Raw genomic sequence first — 17,762 nt, 5'->3', positions numbered from 1 at the left:
CTCAGCCCCCAAGTATTGATTTTCCCTCTACAATGTTACCATCACAAAAGAAAAGCGGAAAGCTATTTTAAGCTTTCCGCTTCTATTAGAAGTACCTACTCAAGCCAACTCCTCTTCCTGTAAACGAGAAGGGATTGAAGCTTCTTCCACCTGCAGATTTGCATACATGTCAAGACCCGTTCCGGCAGGTATAAGCTGACCAACAATTACATTTTCTTTCAGCCCCTGAAGGAAGTCTGACTTACCCGCAACAGATGCCTCGGTGAGAATTTGAGGCGTTTGCTGGAACGATGCGGCCGACAGCCACCCTTCACTTTCAAGAGATGCCTTTGTGATCCTTAGAAGCTTTCGCTTGAACTTAATGGGATCTTTCGGCATTATCTGGATCTTCTTCTCGGGAATTACCGTATCGGGGTTGAAGTCATCGACCAGCTTCTGATACTGATCCTCATCCACATCATAGATCAATATCTGCTTGATTCCGCCCTTCAATATCTGATTCAGGAGCTCTTCCGTAATCGGCTCGGCCTCGGCTGCAATCTTATTTATCTTTCCATCTTCATCTTCGCCTAGGACTCTCCTCGCCAACCGCTTGTCGATTACGTATTCCCTGTTTTCGTCAACTCTACTGTTGGCTTCCTCTATAGACTTGTTAATCTTCCTAATTTCTACTATGTCGAGAAGATCCCCGGGTAAAAAGTCGGTATCTCCCGGATCGGTTACCTCGACCTTTGAAAGCATCTGTCTGATGATAAGTTCAAAGTGCTTGTCGTGAATTTCGACTCCCTGTTCAGCATAAACCCTCTTGATCTCAGTCAGGAGGTAAAGCGCCGTCTGAACGAGGCCTAGCTTTTCCATAAGTTTCCTTGGCCTCACCGTTCCAGTTGTTATGGTCTCTCCTTCTAGGACTTTGTCACCAATCTCGATTTTTGGCTTTATGCTCGAGGAGAGATCGTATTCGCTGATGCCTCCGGTCTTCGTTTCGATGTAGACCTTTCTCCTACCCTTGTCGTCAGGGACGAGATCCTTCACGAAGCCTCCGTCACCCTTCTCAATGAACAGGGCTTCGGGATCCTTCAGCTTCTTTCGAGCTTCGAACAATTCCTCTGCCCTGGGAAGACCTCTGGTGATATCCTGTCCAGTCGCTATACCGCCAGTATGGAATGTTCTCATGGTGAGCTGTGTACCCGGCTCTCCAATTGACTGGGCAGCAACTACACCTACGGATTCTCCAACATTCACTATTTCATGGTTTGAAAGATCCATTCCATAGCACATAGCACAAACACCACTGTCGGATTCACAAGTAAGAACAGACCTGACCTTTATCGTCGGTCGGACTAAGACCTTGTCGATCTCGTTCTTCTGCAGCTTCTTGGCAGTGAGCTCGTCTATCTTCTCCTGATACTTGACAAGCATTTCCTTGTTACTGTTCTTTATCGGATCACCTGCAAATACCTGACCGACGCAGGGGAAGATAACAACTTTCACTTCTTCGATATCCGAGTTCTTTAGCTGGTGCAAAATATCGCTGCCGATATGGGTTCCCGCTTTGTATTCCTTATCGTTTATTGTGATGGTTTCTGCCAGCTCTGTATAGTTGATCAACCGGGTCACTTTCGGAATACTAAGCACTTCTTCTCGCGCAACTTCGACTTCGGTCCTGTAGTTCGAAAGGAAAGCCGCATCTTCATCTCTAATCATTGTATCGCGCAAGTATTCCTTTCCCGTCTTCCCATTCTTAAGAGCTCTTCCAGTCAGCGGGTTGATGATATCTGACGTAAGAACTCTTCCAAAGAGAAATTCTTCGAGCTTCTCTATCGTTACTCCGTCTGCCATGAGCTCTATAGCTTCAATGCCCTCGTGAGTTCCACAGTTCGGAGTCGTTACGGTTATAGTCTGGGAAACGTCTACAAGTCTTCTGGTGAGATAACCTGCAAACGACGTTCTTAGTGCCGTATCGGCAGAACCCTTTCTGGCTCCATGAGTAGATGTGAAGAATTCGAGTTCGGTAAGTCCATCTCTAAAGTTTGGCTTTATCGGTACTTCGATCGTCTTTCCCGATGGATCTGCCATCAGACCTCGCATACCTGCAAGTTGCTTAAGCTGGTCGATATTTCCTCTGGCTCCGGAGTCAACCATCATGTAGATTGGATTGAAGGGATACTTCTCGAACTCTGTGTATGTCTTCTCCATTATCTCCTGAGTGGTATCTGACCAGATTCTGATTATCTCCTGAGTTCTTCCGTCTTCAGTCAAGAACCCCGACTTGTACAGATTCTCGATCTGATCTACCCTCTCCTGCGCGGCCTCTATAACCTTGTCCTTTTGCGGATACACAACAATGTCGTTTATGGATATTGTGAGCCCGGAAGCAGTCGCGTAATGGAATCCAAGAGACATCATGTCATCCAGAAGGTCTGCGGTTCTGTCTATTCCATATTCGTGGAAACAGTCATAGATCAACTTTTTTATAGCTTTCTTGTTGAACTTCTTCATGTAGTCCCTAAGCTTCTCGGGGACTATTGTGTTGAAGATTATCCTTCCTACCGTCGTTAGCGTGAGCTCCCCGGATGAGGGATCTAGCTGAACAAGAATAGGATCGTGAAGTGATATATATTCCATGTCATAAGCAAGAAGCGCTTCTCCCGGAGAAGAGAACTTCCAGTCAACCCATTCAAGGGCCTTCTGCCTAACCATCCTCCTCGCTTCAACATCGGAAATCTTTTCATCTTTGAGGAGGGCTGAGTAGTAATCCATTACCTCTTTCTCTTTCTTCTCATGATCGCGGTCAACGGTCGTGAGATAGTAAACACCGACGATTATGTCCTTGCCTGGCATCGAAATGGGTTTCCCGCTTGCGGGGGAAATCACGTTGTATCTGCTCAGCATAAGGAACTTCGCCTCTGCCTGCGCAGCTGCGGATAAAGGCACGTGAACGGCCATCTGGTCTCCGTCAAAGTCTGCGTTGAATGGTGCGCAGACAAGCGGATGAAGCTGAATCGCGTTTCCTTCGACCAATTTGGGTATGAAAGCCTGTATGGATATCCTGTGAAGCGTCGGTGCCCTATTGAGGAGAACGGGGTGTCCCTTGATCACATCTTCGAGAACTTCCCACGCTTCGGGCATTTCCTTTTCTATGATTGTTTTCTTAAGTTTTCTCGCCGTCTTGCTCGATTCACTTCCGTGAAGCAGCTTTGATAGAACGAACGGTTTGAACAACTCCATTGCAACCCTCTTGGGGATTCCACATTCATGAATCTTCAGGTCCGGCCCAACGACGATAACCGCTCGACCGGAGTAATCTACCCGCTTTCCAAGCAGATTCCTTCGGAATCTCCCCTTCTTGCCCTTCACCAGGTCGGTGAGAGACTTCAAAGGCCTTCCCGATTTGTCGGATACTGCTTTTCCCACTCTACCGTTGTAGATTAGGGAGTCAACTGCCTCCTGAAGCATCCTCTTCTCGTTTCTGATTATTATGTCGGGAGCCCCGATCTGCAGTAATTTTGCAAGCCTGTTGTTTCTATTAATGACTCTCCTGTATAGGTCGTTGAGATCCGTCGTGGCAAACCTTCCGCCTTCAATCTGAATCATGGGTCGCAGGTCCGGAGGAATTACCGGAACAACATCCATTACCATCCATTCCGGCCTATTGCTAGACGCTATGAAGTCCTTGACATACTTGAGTCTTCTGAGAAGCTTGAGAGCCCTGGCACTGCTTTTGGGAATAGTCTTCAATTCATGTTCTATCGCTACCTGTAGCTCTTCGAGATCCATGCCCTGCAATAGTTTCTTAATTGCTGCCGCACCGTAATCACAGGTTACTTTGCCCGGGTAAAGCTCTTTGTATGCCTCATATTCGTTCTCTATCAAGACTTCACCGATCGTTCTTCCTGTCTCCTCCGAGACTGCAGGGTCGATCTCGGTGATTATGACTATAGGTCTATCGCTCTCGGTATCTGTTTCAACTTCGAACTTGCCGGGATAATACTCGTCGAAGATCTTATACTCAGTCGCCGAAAGAACTTCATCTTCAAAAAGGAATCTGTCGGCAAGGGTATCTCCCTTATGAACTTCATCCTCATTCTGAACATAAATGAGAGCACCTTCGAAAACCGGGTATTTTTTCTCAATTCCCGTCTCATCCTTGACGATTATCCAGTTCAGTTCTCTCTCGGTACTGCTGTCGATCCTCTCGATAGTGACTTTACCGTCAATGTCCGTTGTAACCGGTCCGTGAGGGTTTTTTACCTTGTAACCTTGCTCTACTTCGAAGCTGAGTTTCTTCGTGTATATTTCGTATTCGGTCTGGTACATCGTCATTCCAGGGAAGAAGTCCGTCTCCTTAGGGTCTGTCACGACATAAAGTCTCTCTATAACCCTCTTAGATCCGTAATAGATGATGTTCTCGAGATCCTTCGCAGGAATGTTCAAAAGTGAAGAAAGAACACTAGGCGCACTCTTCAAGTACCAAACATGAGTAACAGGAGCGGCGAGCTCAATGTGACCCATTCTTCTCCTGCGAGCCTCTTTAGATTCGACTCTCACACCACAACGTTCACATACTGTGCCCTCGTACTTTTTACCCTTGTACTTTCCGCATGTACATTCGTAGTCTTTTGTCGGACCAAAGATCTTCTCACAGAAGAGTCCGTCTCTCTCCGGTTTGAATGTGCGATAGTTAATCGTCTCGGGCTTCTTGACTTCCCCGCTTGACCAGCCCTTGATTCTGTCCGGCGACGCGATATCAATTTCCAGCTTATTGACTTTTCTCTTATACGCGCTTACTGGCATCTGCTTCCCTCCTTGAGGGGTAGCTCCCTTCTATTGATCCTCATAATTTATCCACATCCAGCTCGACATTGTTCTGGTCAAAAACTTTGACGTCGAGAGAAAGCCCCTGAAGTTCCTTTATAAGAACCTTGAAACTCTCAGGTATTCCTGGCTCGGGGATGTTAACTCCCTTGAGTATTGCCTTATAGACATCATTTCTTCCTTTGATGTCGTCAGATTTAATTGTGAGCATTTCGTTCAGAGTGTGGGCCGCTCCATATGCCTCAAGCGCCCAGACTTCCATCTCACCAAATCTCTGACCTCCAAAGTGAGCCTTTCCACCTAGAGGCTGCTGATGTATGAGTGAATAGGGACCTGTAGATCTTGCGTGAATCTTGTCCTTCGCTATATGAACTAGCTTGAGCATGTACATTATTCCTACCACTATCGGGTAGTCAAAAGGCACGCCAGTCCTACCGTCTCTTAGGGTAACTTTACCTGTCTTCAGCTCTTCGCTGTCACCGGCTTCAAGTCCAAACTCTTTTCTAGCCTCGTAAAGCTCATTCATGATCTCTTCTTCTGTAGCCCCATCAAAGATTGGTGTCGCAAAGTAACGATTCGTAAGTTTCCCAAGCCAGCCGAGATGTGTCTCGAGCACCTGCCCGACATTCATCCTCGACGGAACGCCAAGAGGTGAAAGAACAAGCTGTATAGGAGTTCCGTCAGGAAGGAAGGGCATATCCTCTTTTGGGATGATATTCGAAACGACACCCTTGTTGCCGTGTCTACCCGCAAGCTTGTCTCCTACATCCAGCGGCTTTCTAATACCAACGAAGACTTTAACAAGCTTGTTTATGCCCGAACCGAGTTCAGAAACCTCTTCCTTCTCGAAAACCTTGACGTCGATGACTCTACCTTCAACACCATGAGGGAGTTTCAACGATGAATCCTTGACATCTCGTCCCCTATCTCCAAAAACCGACCTGATAATCTTCTCTTCGGGGGTGGTCTCGGATTCGCCCTTTGGAGTCACCTTTCCAACAAGAATATCCTGAGACGTGACATAAGCTCCTACTCTCACTATACCGCTCTCATCAAGATTCTTAAGAGACTCTTTCGAGACATTTGGAATATCAGCAGTTATCTCTTCGGGACCAAGTTGAGTATCCCTGGCGATTGTTTCATACATCTCAACATGAATAGTTGTGAAAATGTCGTCTTCGAGAAGCTCCTGGTTGACGAGAATGGCGTCTTCGAAGTTGTACCCCTCCCAGGGCATAAAAGCTACAAGAACGTTCTTACCCAGTGCAAGCTCTCCCATCTCGGTCGATGGACCGTCGGCGATAGGAGTGCCCTTCTCCACGACTTCACCAACCGAGACAATTGGACGCTGGTTTACCGCGGTATCCTGATTGGTTCGAACAAACTTATACAACGTATAGACATCTTCAATTGCTCTTCCTTTATCGTCAAGTTCCGGCTTCCCCTTTTCGTCTATTCTTTGCACAATGATTCTTCTTCCGTCGACGTTAACAACTTTACCCCGATGCTTCGCAAGAACTACATATCCGGAGTCTCTTGCAGCTACTCCTTCGACACCGGTGCCGACTATAGGAGCTTCAGACTTGACAACAGGAACCGCCTGTCTCTGCATGTTAGATCCCATCAGTGCTCTGTTTGCGTCATCATTTTCGAGGAACGGGATCAAAGAAGTCGAGATTGAGACAATCTGCTTGGGGGAGACTGACATGAAGTCCACTTCCTCCCTTATAACATATCTCACTTCACCGGCGTAACGAATCTCTACGTTTTCATCGGCAATACGCCCGTTGTCGTCCATTTTAACTGTGGAGTGAGCGATATTGTAATTTTCCTCTTCATCTGCTGCGAGATAAACGATATCTTCAGTAACGAACCCCTTCTGCACCTTCCTGTAAGGTGTGAGAATGAAACCATACTTGTCTATCTTCGCAAAAGTTGCCATTGAGGTCATAAGACCAATATTTGCGCCTTCAGGCGTCTCTATAGGACACATCCTCCCATAATGAGAGTGATGGACGTCACGCACCTCAAACCTCGCGTGTTCCCTCTTCAAACCTCCCGGCCCGATTGCAGACAATCTTCTCTTGTTCGTCAATTCAGCCAGAGGATTTACCTGGTCCATGAACTGCGAAAGCTGACTTGTTGCAAAGAATTGATGCAGCGTGGTCATGAGAGTTCTTACGTTAACCAGGCTCTGCACCGAAATCTTGTCGAAGGAAGTGTATATCGTAAGCTTCTCTTCGAGAAGCTTATGGATCTTCATAAAAGCCTTCTCAAACTCAGTTTCCATAAGCTCGCCCACTGTTCTTACTCGCTTGTTTCCCAAATGGTCTTTGGTATCGAGAAGTTCGGGCCGGCTTTCTATCTCTGTCAAGTGCCTGGCAGCAAGTACAACATCTAGAACAGTGAGAACACTCGACTCTTCGGCATAGTCGGTGTCTTTCGAAACCTTCTTTCCTTCGATCTCCTTTAGATAGTCTTGATAGACTTTCTTAAGTCTGCTGTTGACCTTGTACCTTCCAACGTTTGAGAAGTCAAAGCGGTCCGGACTGAAATAAAGGTTAGTAATATAACTCTTTGCAGCATTTATCCTCGGAATTTCGCCCGGCCTAAGCTTCCTGAAAAGCTCTATGTAAGCGTCGTCCTCAGTCATACCTTCACCGTATGTCTTCTGCAAAGCGCTGAAGGTCTTCATAGCTATAGGAAGCGGCATCTTGATGGTCTTCACATCGGCTTCAATTGCCCTTGCAATAATATCCTCTGTAAGAAGTGTTCCTTTCTGAGCTATCAAATCTCCTCCGGGAGTCTTGACATCTTCAAGAATCATGCTTCCGACACTTGCGAGCAATTCGTCTTCATCCGACCCGTCATATTCATGTTCGAAAAGTCTCAGTAGATCAAGATCATTCTCGTAACCCAATGCCTTCAAGAAGACGAAGAAGTTCAGTTTCCTTCTTCGGTCGATCCTCGCCTGCATTATCTGCTTGTTAGGGTTAAGAAGTATCTCAAACCAAGCTCCCTTTACAGGCAGAAAATGGGCAACATAAATCGGCAGAGAACCAGACACTGCCTTTGTGGGTTCGTCAACAAAGTAGACACCCGGCGACCTTACAAGCTGATTGACTATTACTCTCTCCGCTCCGTTAATTATGAAAGAGGCGTTATCAGTCATGAAAGGCAAGTATCCGAAGAAAGCCTCTTCCTCCTTGATCTCTCCTGTATAGAGGTCGGTGATTCTTACGGTCACATAAAGCGAAACGGAATAAGTTAGCCCCTTGTCTTTGCACTCCTGGATGGAATGCTTTGCCTCGCCGATTCTAGTTGAAACAAAATCCAGAGAGAAACCTTTCTCGCCCTTCTTAAGATCCGAACGCTGAATTTGCGATTTAATTGGAGAATACTTCTTCAGAACACTCAGAAGACCTTCATCGATGAACCATTGAAAGGAACGAGTCTGGATCTCAATGAGATTCGGAATTTCAAGAGGTTCATACACTCTTCCAAAGACCCACCGCTCTCGTTTGCCAAAATTGGCCTTTCTCATCAGATCACCTCTCGTATGTTTGAGCACACCAAACCCACATCAGAGCATCATCCCTGATGTGGGTGTATTTATTATACAGACAATATGTAACCAGACAATTGCCCAATTACTTCAGTTCGACTTCGGCGCCAGCCTCTTCGAGCTGCTTCTTCAGTTCTTCTGCCTCCGCTTTCGGAAGGTTCTCCTTCACAACACCCTCTGGACTGCCGGCCTTTTCAACAAGATCCTTTGCTTCCTTGAGTCCGAGTCCGGTAATTGTTCTAACGACTTTAATGACATCGATTTTCTTAGCCCCAAAAGACTTCAAAACAACCTTGAATTCAGACTGCTCCTCTTCTTCCTCGACCGCTGCTCCGCCCGCTACAGGCCCTGCTGCAACTGCCATAGGTGCTGCTGCACTGACTCCAAATTCATCTTCAAGTGCTTTCACCAGTTCCGAAAGTTCTGAAACTGTCATTTCTTTTATTGCGCTTATAAGTTCTTCCTTAGTCATCTTACCACACCTCCACCTGAATCATTCAGCTTTTTTATCCTTAATTGCATTTAGAGCATACAGGAACTTTGTCAATATTCCGTTCAGAGTATATACAAGACCGGTTATCGGGGCGGCGAATCCTCCAACGACCATTGCGATCAACTGATCTCTAGACGGAAGCTTCGCCAACTCAGAAGCCTGGCTGCCGGCAAAGTATCTGCCTTCAAGATACCCTGATTTTATCAACGGAAGGGTCTTGTTATTCTTGTTAAACTCAGTGATTATCTTTAGCGCCGAGACCGGGTCTTCGTCCTCGACAGTCAGTACCGCCGTAGTTCCGATGATTGACTCTTTCCATTCACTCTCGTCGAACCCGGCCTTGTTCAGAGCAAGCCTGACCAATGTATTCTTCTTTATTGTGAACTGAGCTCTATCGTCGTACTTTTCGTAGAGCTTGTCCCTGAAAGCAGTGATACCGTCAACCTTCATACCCTTGTAGTCGGCGAACAGAATCAATGAAGACTTTTTGTAGGCTTCTGTTAGGCTCTCAACGATCTCTTCCTTTCTTTCTCTGGTTAGCACTTCTTGCACCTCCTTTCAAAAAAGCGGCCCCAAATCGAGGCCGCAGAAGGCATTCACTTCTACTTACCTCGGTAGGTGGCTTACGCTCTTAATAACCTACTGTCTTTGGCAGTGAGTACATATATGCTTGGGTATCTTAAGCTATTTCTCGGTTTCTTTAACAAAGTAGACCTTTATTCCTGCACCCATGGTTGTAGTGAGGAATACCTTTTGAACAAACCTTCCTTTTGAACCGGATGGCTTCATCTTCATTATTTGATCGAGAGCTGAAACGAAGTTTTCGCGAAGCTTCTCCTTGTCAAACGACTTCTTTCCAACGGGCAGATGTAGATTACCGGTCTTGTCGTTCTTGACTTCGATCCTGCCTGCCTTAAAACCCTTCACGGCATCTTCAACGTCTGTTGTCACAGTTCCTGCTTTCGGGGACGGCATCAGACCCCGGGGTCCCAGGACTTTCCCCAATCTACCTATGTCTCTCATCATGTCTGGAGTAGCTATCGCGACATCGAAATCGGTCCAGCCACCCTGAATCTGCTGAACCAAATCGTCGGATCCAACGAAATCCGCGCCAGCCTGCTTGGCAACTTCTGCCTGCTCCCCCTTCGCAAACACTAGAACCCTAACATCCTTTCCAGTTCCGTTAGGAAGAGAGATAGTACCTCTGACCTGTTGATCTGATTTGGCTGGATCTATCCCGAGCTTTATGTGCATCTCAACCGTTTCGTCAAACTTTGTCGGCGGAAAACTCTTCAAAAGCTCGATTGAATCCTCCACAGAGTAAACCTTATTTCTGTCAACGGATTTCCTCGCCTGAATATATCTCTTTGATCTAACCGGCATTTAAACCCCTCCTCAACCTACGATTTCGATGCCCATATTGCGAGCTGTTCCAGCGATAATTTTCGCAGCGGCATCTACTGTTCTGGCGTTGAGATCAGGCATCTTGATCTTCGCAATCTCCTCAAGCTGTGCTCTGGTAACCTTCCCAACTTTGTCTCTATTGGGCACTCCTGAACCCTTTTGTATTCCGGCTGCCCTAAGCAGCAAGAAACTAGCAGGTGGAGTCTTGAGGATGAAGCTGAAGGATCTGTCGGCATATACCGAAATAACAACCGGTAACACCATACCGGCTCTGTCAGAAGTCTCTGCATTGAACTGCTTGCAGAACCCCATAATATTCACTCCATGTTGACCGAGAGCCGGTCCAACTGGAGGCGCTGGCGTTGCCTTCCCCGCTTCAAGCTGAAGCTTGATTTGGGCAATGACCTTCTTAGACATATTTACTTACCTCCTTGTGGTTAACGGGCTATGCCCTCCCACTCTTTCTAGTAGACTAGACGATTCTTTCAACCTCAGATAAGCTGAGGATAACCGGTGTTTCTCTTCCGAAAATGCTCACAACGACTTTCAGTTCCTGTCTTTCAGGATCGAGACCCGTCACTTTTCCAACAAAGTCCTCAAACGGACCTGTATTAATTCTGACGACCTCTCCGATATCAAACTCAACTTCAATCTTGACAGGACCACCTGAGTGCTCTTCATACTCTTCAATACCGACTAATCTGAGCAGAGCCTTTATTTCCTTTTCCTTAAGCTGCACAGGCTGTCCACCTACAGAAACGAAGTTCACGACGTTCGGAGTATTCTTGACGAGATTCCACGTCTCTTCGTTCATTATCATCTCAATGAATACATATCCAGGATACAATCTTGTCCGGATGATTTTGAAGATCTTTATCTCTTTCCGTCCAGGGAGATCGGAAATCTCGATCCTTCCCTCAGTCTTGGAAAAGATCTTCCTTGTATCTCCAAACAACTGTCCGCGCTTCACAAGATTACCCTTCTTAGCTACCTTGGCGTCATAACAATCGGGGTGAACAAGATAGACATCTTCTTCGCCGTTCTCTTTTTCAACAACGATGCGCTTCATCTTCTGTGTATATACTATCTTTCCATCCAGCTCACAGAAGTACTCACCTTGCTTTGCAAGAGGCATTCCCTGCCTTATCCTCGCACCCATTTTTATTCCGGTCTCAATTTTTGCGCTTTCGGGAATGTAGTAAGTCTTCGTATATCGCCTATCGGCAGTTTCAATAAAGATAACTCGGTAGTTCTTTACTTCCGCCACCGTACCGTCGTTTTTCACCTTTATTTCTACTTCTTCAGCGACAGGGTCACCTTTTGCTACATCCTGATTGTCCTTAACAAGAAGCCTGGCGTTGGCGGGGACAATATACTTCTCGGCAGCGACATTGGTTCTATCAAGTTTCGTCTCTTCCGGCACAAGGATCTTGCCAAACATGTGCGAAACACCGAAAGACTCTATCTTAATCTGAATTGCCTCTCTGATAGAGTTTTCGAGACCAGAGTAAGTCTGAATTATGAACCATCTCTTTCGCACAGTCAATCACCAACGTAGAACAGCATTAAACGGCGCCTGTCAAGAAATTGAGAAGCGACCCGATTACATTAGTAAAGAGAATATCTAGAAGAGCAAGAAAAGCTCCCGCCACTACCAGAATGACGAGCACGGCACCTGTAGACGAAATCATCTGCTCCCTGTTAGGCCATGTCACCTTCTTAACTTCGCTCTTTACTTCGGAAAGGAACTTCCAAAACTTTGCCTTGGCCATGGGATTCCTCCTGACTCAGTTGAAACGACTCAACCTTACTTCGATTCTTTGTGCTCGGTATGCTTTCTGCACTTTGGACAGTACTTGCTCGTGTCCAGCTTATACTTCTTCTGGCGGTTCTTGAACCTGTAATAGTTTCTAGTACCGCACTCAGAACATTTCAACGTTACAAGAACCTTATTTCCCTTAGTTTTCTTTGCCATTGCTTGCACCTCAACAGTAGCAAAATTAATGGTGGTAAGGGGTGGGTTTGAACCACCGAAGGCATTCCGCCAGCGGATTTACAGTCCGCCCCCTTTGACCACTCGGGCACCTTACCACCGATAGTTAACCTATGGAGCCAACGAAGGGACTTGAACCCCCAACCTGCTGATTACAAATCAGCCGCTCTTCCGATTGAGCTACGTTGGCCCGACGCACGATACTTATTATATCTAATGACCTTATCCCTGTCAACAAGGCAAATAAAGTATTTTCTGCGTTTGCCCGAACATGAAGTGATCCGGTTACTTAACTTTCGGTACAAGGATCATCAGCATTTCCTCATTTCTTATCCTGATGTATCCTTCTTCTAGCTCCTTCAACGCTACGGTGATCTTATCGCCTGCAGCCCTTACCGTTGCTGCATCAAGCTTTGGGCGGCCAAAGTCCTCAAGGTCTTCCGCTCTCTTAGCAGCAGCCACAGGAATTGCATACTTGTGCCTTATTCTCTTCAAAAGCAAATCATAATTGATTATCATGTAGTTTTCTCCTCAAACAGGAATCTTTCTCCCTTTTCTTTCACGATTCTATCAACACGGAGCCTTGCTGCGGTGATGATAGCCTCAAGTTGATTTACCGAGTGGTTTAAGTTATCGTTAACAACAAGATACTGAAAGTGTTTTACCTGTTCTAGTTCCCACTTCGCATCTTCCAGCCTAACCTTGAGCGATTCGGTGTTCTCGGTTCCCCTCGCTTCGAGACGCTTGACCAGCTCACCATAAGAGGGTGGAGCCACAAATATATAGACTGCGTCTGTAAGCTCCCTCATTACTGACATCGCTCCCTGAATATCTACATCCAGCAAAATATCTCTACCCGAATCAACACTCTTTCTAACTTGTGTTCTGGATGTTCCATAGTGATTCCCATGAACCTTGGCCCACTCCAGAAACTCCTCTTCTTCTATAAGTCTTCTGAATTCATCTTGCGTCACGAATATGTAGTCTTTCCCATCGACTTCTGTCGGGCGTCTCTTTCTTGTAGCATAAGAAACCGAAAAATCAAGATCGCTGTTGGCCTCAAGCACTACCTTCAGTATTGAGGTCTTTCCCGCCCCTGAAGGGCCGCTAATCACAAAAACTATGCCTTTCATTCTTCAAAGCTCTGTCCAGAAACCCTTATGTCTTCCAGAAGCTTCTCAATATCGCTGAAAGTCTGCATGAATCTGGAAGCGATCGTCTCGGGTTGAATAGCTGAAAGAATTATGTGGTTACTATCGGTGATGACGATTGCCCTGGTCTTTCTTCCATAAGTGGCATCGATAAGCTTTCCTTCGTCTTTTGCAACTTCCTTGAGCCTTTTCAGCGGCGCGGATTCGGGATTGACTATCGCGATAACTCTGTCACCTATGATTACGTTTCCGAACCCAACATTAATGAGTCCGTACAAGTGAAACACCTCCTACTCTATGTTCTGAACTTGTTCTCTAAGCTTATTGACCAGTGTTCTACCTTCGATGGAAAGATTTGTTATCGCAAGCTTCTTCGATTTCGATGCAATGGTTGAAAGCTCTCGATGCATCTCCTGGCAAATGAAGTCCATCTGCACTCCACTCTCTTTGTCAGTTCGCATAACTCCCCTGAACGACTTCAGATGAGAGTGCAACCTTACGATTTCCTCCGATATATCGGCCCTTTCAGCTAGAAGCGCTACCTCCTGCTCCAATCTGTTCTCGTCAAACTGACCTTCAAAAATCGTCTCGATTCTCTTCTTCAGGAAGTCGCGATAGTACAGAACCATGTCCTCAGAACTAGTAAGAAGCTCATTAGCAATAGCTTCAAGTCTATTAAGATACTCGCTCATCGCTAGAGCAAGGTTCTGCCCCTCCCTTTCTCTGTCTGCGTTGAGCTGATCCAAAGCTTCAATAAGCAGTTCTTCAATAACACTCCAAATTTTGTCTGCGAGGTCTTCAGAAGGTCTGCTCCTGAAAATCTCCTTGAACCTGGCCATCGAATCGACAGAAACCTCACCGGCTAGTTCAAAACGGTCCTTAATCGTTTTCAGAGAGTTGAAAATCGAGGAGGCTATACCATAGTCAGGCTGGAGAAGATCATCGCTGTCCTCAAGAGATATGTCGATCTTTGCTCTAACCGTCCCTCTTTTGAGGTTTTCCTTTATAAACCTACTTGCTCTCATTTCTAGCTCAGAGAAAGCATCTCCTATGTTTATATCGACATTCAAATACTTCGAATTGACTGTTTTCAGTTCCACGAATGCGTTTACGCCGCGAAGAGCCTTTTCGACCCTCGCATATCCGGTCATGCTCCTGAGCAACTATATCACCTCAAAGGCAATTAAATCTAACTACAGTCAATTATAACCGTTTGTGGCTAGAATTTCAAAAGAGGAATCGTTTTCTTCAGTTTTTCTATCAAAACCTCCACATCTTCCTCTGTTGTGAATCTTGACATACTTATTCTTATTGATCCCGAGGCAATCGATGGACTTATTCCCATCGCATCTAGTACATACTGACCTCCATCATTTCTTGAAGAACAAGCCGAAGAGGTACCAACAAAGACGCCTTCTTCTGATAAAGCATTAACCAAAACTTCTGATCTTATTCCGCCGAAAGATGCATTTACTGTGTTGCAGATGGAGCACTCAGGAGTATTGATATATCCTCCTAGCTCAACAGCAGCTCTAGATATTCTATTCTGAAAGTCTTTCGTTATTCCGGATGCTTTCTCCATACAATCTATAGCTCTTTGCATCGCTATCGAAGTCACTAAGACACCGGGCACGTTTTGTGTACCGGAGCGCAAACCTCTTTCCTGATTTCCTCCTGTGAGCATAGGTTTGATTGGAGATCCCCGTTTGACGAAGGCGATTCCAACGCCTTTCGGTCCGTGAAATTTGTGAGAAGAGAACGAAGCGTAATCGCAAAACGAGGATTCCGGAGTGAAGGGAATCTTCCCGATTGTCTGTACAGCATCGACATGATAGAGAAGATCTAGACCAACTAACTCTCTGCCTATCTCCTCGAAAGGCTGGATCGCTCCTGTAACGTTATTCACAGCCATTACAGAAACGAGAAAGGTCTCGTCATCTACTTCTCTCAGGAGCTTCTCGGCCTCAACTATTCCGTTGCTTTCGGGCGGAATTTCGACATAGTCGATATCGAGAATTGCCTTAAGATCTTTGAGTGTATTGAGAACGGCCTTATGCTCGATTGAAGTCGTCACTATCTTCTTCTTCTTCCCCCTGAAGAAGACCGTGGACCTTAAGATCCAGTTTATCGTCTCGGTCGCACAAGAAGTAAAGAAGATTTCGCTGGAATTGCAAGAGAGACATGAGGCCACCCTTGCACGCGCCTCCTCCAGCATTCTTGACTGCTTTACACCAAATGTATGCATAGAATTCGGATTAGCGTACTCTTCAATACAAAGACTTGCCATCAGTTCGGCAAGATCAGACTCCATTTGAGTAGTAGCATTGTTGTCAAAGTAACGAATCAAGATCTTACCATCTCCTCAAATTCCTTCTCATCGATTATCTGCGTTCCGAGAGAACGAGCCTTCTCCGCTTTCGACCCCGGGTTATTCCCGACAAGAACGTAATCGGTATTCTTCGAAACCGAAGACATAACCTCTCCTCCCAGTTCAACAATCCTCTCCTGAATTTCCTTTCTAGAATAGCCGGGAAGAGTTCCCGTTACCACGAATTTCATACCCTTCAGCGGCTTTGGACCATCACGACTTTCATCTTGTGTATTGACGAATCTCATCAATTCCTCGATCTCTTCTCTCACGGATTGATCAGATAGATGCTTTCTTATGTCTGAGGCCAACTGATCGCCTATTCCCGAAACTGCTTTCAGATCCTTTTCACTTGCAGACATGAGGGCTCTTAAACTTCCGAAGCTGTTTGCAAGATCCTTCGCAAGTTTGGATCCTACTCCTGGAATACCAAGCCCAGTTATAACCTTGAATAGCGGGTTATTCGTGCTCTTATTAATTGCCTTGATGAGATTGTCCGCCATCTTCTCCCCTATCCTTTCTCCAAGAGCCAAAAGATCTTCTTTTGTAAGTTTGTAGAGATCGGACGGGCTCTTCACAAGGCCCGATTCAACAATACGCTCGACTAGCTTTTCACCAAAGCCTTCGATGTCCATGGCCTCTCTGGAACAGAAGAACTGTATTCTCCTACCCACCTTAGCAGGGCAAGAGGGATTAAGGCACTTCAAAGCAACGTCCTCTTCTCTCTCTTTGCCTACCGGTCCTTTGCAAATTGGGCACTCGGAAGGAGGTTCTATTGGCTTCTCTACACCTGATCTCTTATCAGGAATACTCTTAACGATCTGTGGAATAATCTCCCCAGCCTTCTCTACAACAACTGTATCAAAGATTCTGATGTCCCTCTCCCTGACAAAGTCAAAATTGTGCATGCTTGCCCGTCTAACGGTTGTTCCGGCCAGTTGAACGGGTTCGAGTTCAGCAACAGGCGTTATAGTGCCTAGCCGACCGACACTGAGGTTAAGACTTATAAGTCTTGTCGTTGCTTGTTCCGCCGGAAATTTGAAGGCTATGGCCCACCTGGGCGCTTTCGTAGTGTATCCCAGTTCCTCCTGATAATGTAGATCGTCCACCTTGACAACTACCCCGTCAACAGCATAGTTCAGTGTAGATTTCAGCCCAGACCACGTCTTCCAGAATTCGATTACGCCTTCCGTGCCGTCTACAGTCTTGAAATTCGGCTCAATTTTCATTCCAATAGTCTTCAACAGCTCCAGCTGCTGGCTCTGCTTTTCAAGCCGAAACCTTTCTGGCTCCACTACCTGGTAGAAGAAGGCACTTAGTCTCCTCCCTGACACTTCTCTGGGATCAAGTTGTCTGAGAGTTCCAGCTGCCGCATTGCGAGGATTTGCAAAGGGCTGAAGACCGTCTTCTATTCGGGCTCTGTTAAGGTCATTGAAGACGTCTTTCGGGAGATATACTTCTCCTCTCAGTTCAATCGAAAGACTCTTCCTGAGTCTGAGAGGTATTGATTTGATCGCCTTTATGTTTTCGGTGACGTCCTCGCCGACAAAACCATCCCCCCTTGTTGCTCCTCTCACAAGCAATCCGTCTTGATACTTAAGCGATATTGACAGGCCATCGATCTTTAGCTCACACATGTATTGAACTCTTTCAATGCCAAGTGATTCTCTCACCCTCTTATCGAACTGCAATACCTCGGCCTCTGAGTAAGTATTGTCCAGGGAAAACAACCTGTGCTCATGAATCACTTCCTTGAAGGAGTTGATCGGTTTCAGGCCAACACGAACAGTTGGTGAATCAGGTGTCTTCAGTTCTGGATAACGTTCTTCAAGTTCGGTTAACTCATCAATCAGCCTGTCGTATTCAGAGTCAGAAATCTCTGGATCATCCATAACGTAGTACCTGTGAGCATGATAATCGATCTCTTTTCTCAGTTCGTCGACTCTCTTCTTAGCCTCATCGAATGGAATCAC

Annotated in this window: 15 protein-coding genes, 2 tRNA genes and 1 other annotated feature; all 17 genes read right to left on the bottom strand. The window is 46.1% G+C overall.

What is annotated here, in order from left to right; translation table 11 throughout:
* Positions 1–99: 99 nt before the first annotated feature.
* Positions 100–4,794, bottom strand: coding sequence for a DNA-directed RNA polymerase subunit beta' (locus tag RJ60_RS03450; RefSeq protein WP_103133986.1), 4,695 nt, complete (start codon positions 4,792–4,794; stop codon positions 100–102).
* Between the two features lie 40 nt (positions 4,795–4,834).
* Positions 4,835–8,359, bottom strand: a complete 3,525-nt coding sequence (locus tag RJ60_RS03445) for a DNA-directed RNA polymerase subunit beta (protein WP_099828963.1) — start codon at positions 8,357–8,359, stop codon at positions 4,835–4,837.
* A gap of 106 nt (positions 8,360–8,465) precedes the next feature.
* Positions 8,466–8,852 (bottom strand): 50S ribosomal protein L7/L12, encoded by a 387-nt coding sequence (gene rplL, locus RJ60_RS03440; protein ID WP_099828962.1) that lies wholly within the window; start codon positions 8,850–8,852, stop codon positions 8,466–8,468.
* Between the two features lie 21 nt (positions 8,853–8,873).
* On the bottom strand, positions 8,874–9,416 hold the full coding sequence (gene rplJ, locus RJ60_RS03435) for a 50S ribosomal protein L10 (protein ID WP_099828961.1): 543 nt from the start codon (positions 9,414–9,416) through the stop codon (positions 8,874–8,876).
* Positions 9,417–9,424: 8 nt separating this feature from the next.
* Positions 9,425–9,543, bottom strand: a sequence feature (ribosomal protein L10 leader region).
* A 14-nt stretch (positions 9,544–9,557) separates the two neighbouring features.
* Positions 9,558–10,256, bottom strand: coding sequence for a 50S ribosomal protein L1 (gene rplA / locus RJ60_RS03430; protein ID WP_099828960.1), 699 nt, complete (start codon positions 10,254–10,256; stop codon positions 9,558–9,560).
* Positions 10,257–10,268: 12 nt separating this feature from the next.
* Positions 10,269–10,694 (bottom strand): 50S ribosomal protein L11, encoded by a 426-nt coding sequence (rplK, locus tag RJ60_RS03425; protein ID WP_099828959.1) that lies wholly within the window; start codon positions 10,692–10,694, stop codon positions 10,269–10,271.
* Between the two features lie 55 nt (positions 10,695–10,749).
* Entirely contained in the window at positions 10,750–11,817 is a 1,068-nt protein-coding gene (nusG, locus tag RJ60_RS03420) for a transcription termination/antitermination protein NusG (RefSeq protein ID WP_099828958.1), read from the bottom strand.
* A 25-nt stretch (positions 11,818–11,842) separates the two neighbouring features.
* The gene (gene secE / locus RJ60_RS03415) at positions 11,843–12,049 is read right to left on the bottom strand and encodes a preprotein translocase subunit SecE (protein ID WP_099828957.1); all 207 of its coding nucleotides are present in this window, start codon (positions 12,047–12,049) and stop codon (positions 11,843–11,845) included.
* A 35-nt stretch (positions 12,050–12,084) separates the two neighbouring features.
* Positions 12,085–12,252 carry a 50S ribosomal protein L33 gene (gene rpmG / locus RJ60_RS03410; RefSeq protein ID WP_099828956.1) on the bottom strand — a complete coding sequence of 56 codons (168 nt, stop codon included), beginning with the start codon at positions 12,250–12,252 and terminating at the stop codon, positions 12,085–12,087.
* 29 nt (positions 12,253–12,281) lie between these two features.
* Positions 12,282–12,368: transfer RNA gene (locus RJ60_RS03405), tRNA-Tyr, on the bottom strand.
* 16 nt (positions 12,369–12,384) lie between these two features.
* Positions 12,385–12,460, bottom strand: a tRNA-Thr gene (locus RJ60_RS03400).
* Between the two features lie 95 nt (positions 12,461–12,555).
* Entirely contained in the window at positions 12,556–12,789 is a 234-nt protein-coding gene (locus RJ60_RS03395; protein WP_099828955.1) for a DNA-directed RNA polymerase subunit omega, read from the bottom strand.
* The gene (gene gmk, locus RJ60_RS03390) at positions 12,786–13,403 is read right to left on the bottom strand and encodes a guanylate kinase (RefSeq protein WP_099828954.1); all 618 of its coding nucleotides are present in this window, start codon (positions 13,401–13,403) and stop codon (positions 12,786–12,788) included. The genes RJ60_RS03395 and gmk overlap by 4 nt, the downstream gene beginning before the upstream one ends.
* Complete coding sequence (locus tag RJ60_RS03385) at positions 13,400–13,699, bottom strand: DUF370 domain-containing protein (RefSeq protein WP_099828953.1); 300 nt, start codon at positions 13,697–13,699, stop codon at positions 13,400–13,402. The genes gmk and RJ60_RS03385 overlap by 4 nt, the downstream gene beginning before the upstream one ends.
* 12 nt (positions 13,700–13,711) lie before the next feature.
* Positions 13,712–14,584, bottom strand: coding sequence for a YicC/YloC family endoribonuclease (locus RJ60_RS03380; protein WP_099828952.1), 873 nt, complete (start codon positions 14,582–14,584; stop codon positions 13,712–13,714).
* Between the two features lie 56 nt (positions 14,585–14,640).
* Positions 14,641–15,768 carry a cysteine desulfurase family protein gene (locus tag RJ60_RS03375; protein ID WP_243392224.1) on the bottom strand — a complete coding sequence of 376 codons (1,128 nt, stop codon included), beginning with the start codon at positions 15,766–15,768 and terminating at the stop codon, positions 14,641–14,643.
* Positions 15,765–17,762, bottom strand: a complete 1,998-nt coding sequence (gene ligA / locus RJ60_RS03370) for an NAD-dependent DNA ligase LigA (RefSeq protein ID WP_099828951.1) — start codon at positions 17,760–17,762, stop codon at positions 15,765–15,767. The genes RJ60_RS03375 and ligA overlap by 4 nt, the downstream gene beginning before the upstream one ends.

The organism is Mesotoga sp. B105.6.4 (assembly GCF_002896535.1).
Taxonomy (GTDB): domain Bacteria; phylum Thermotogota; class Thermotogae; order Petrotogales; family Kosmotogaceae; genus Mesotoga.
Note: the sequence above shows the minus strand (reverse complement) of the source record. Positions and strands in the feature narration are given on the sequence as shown.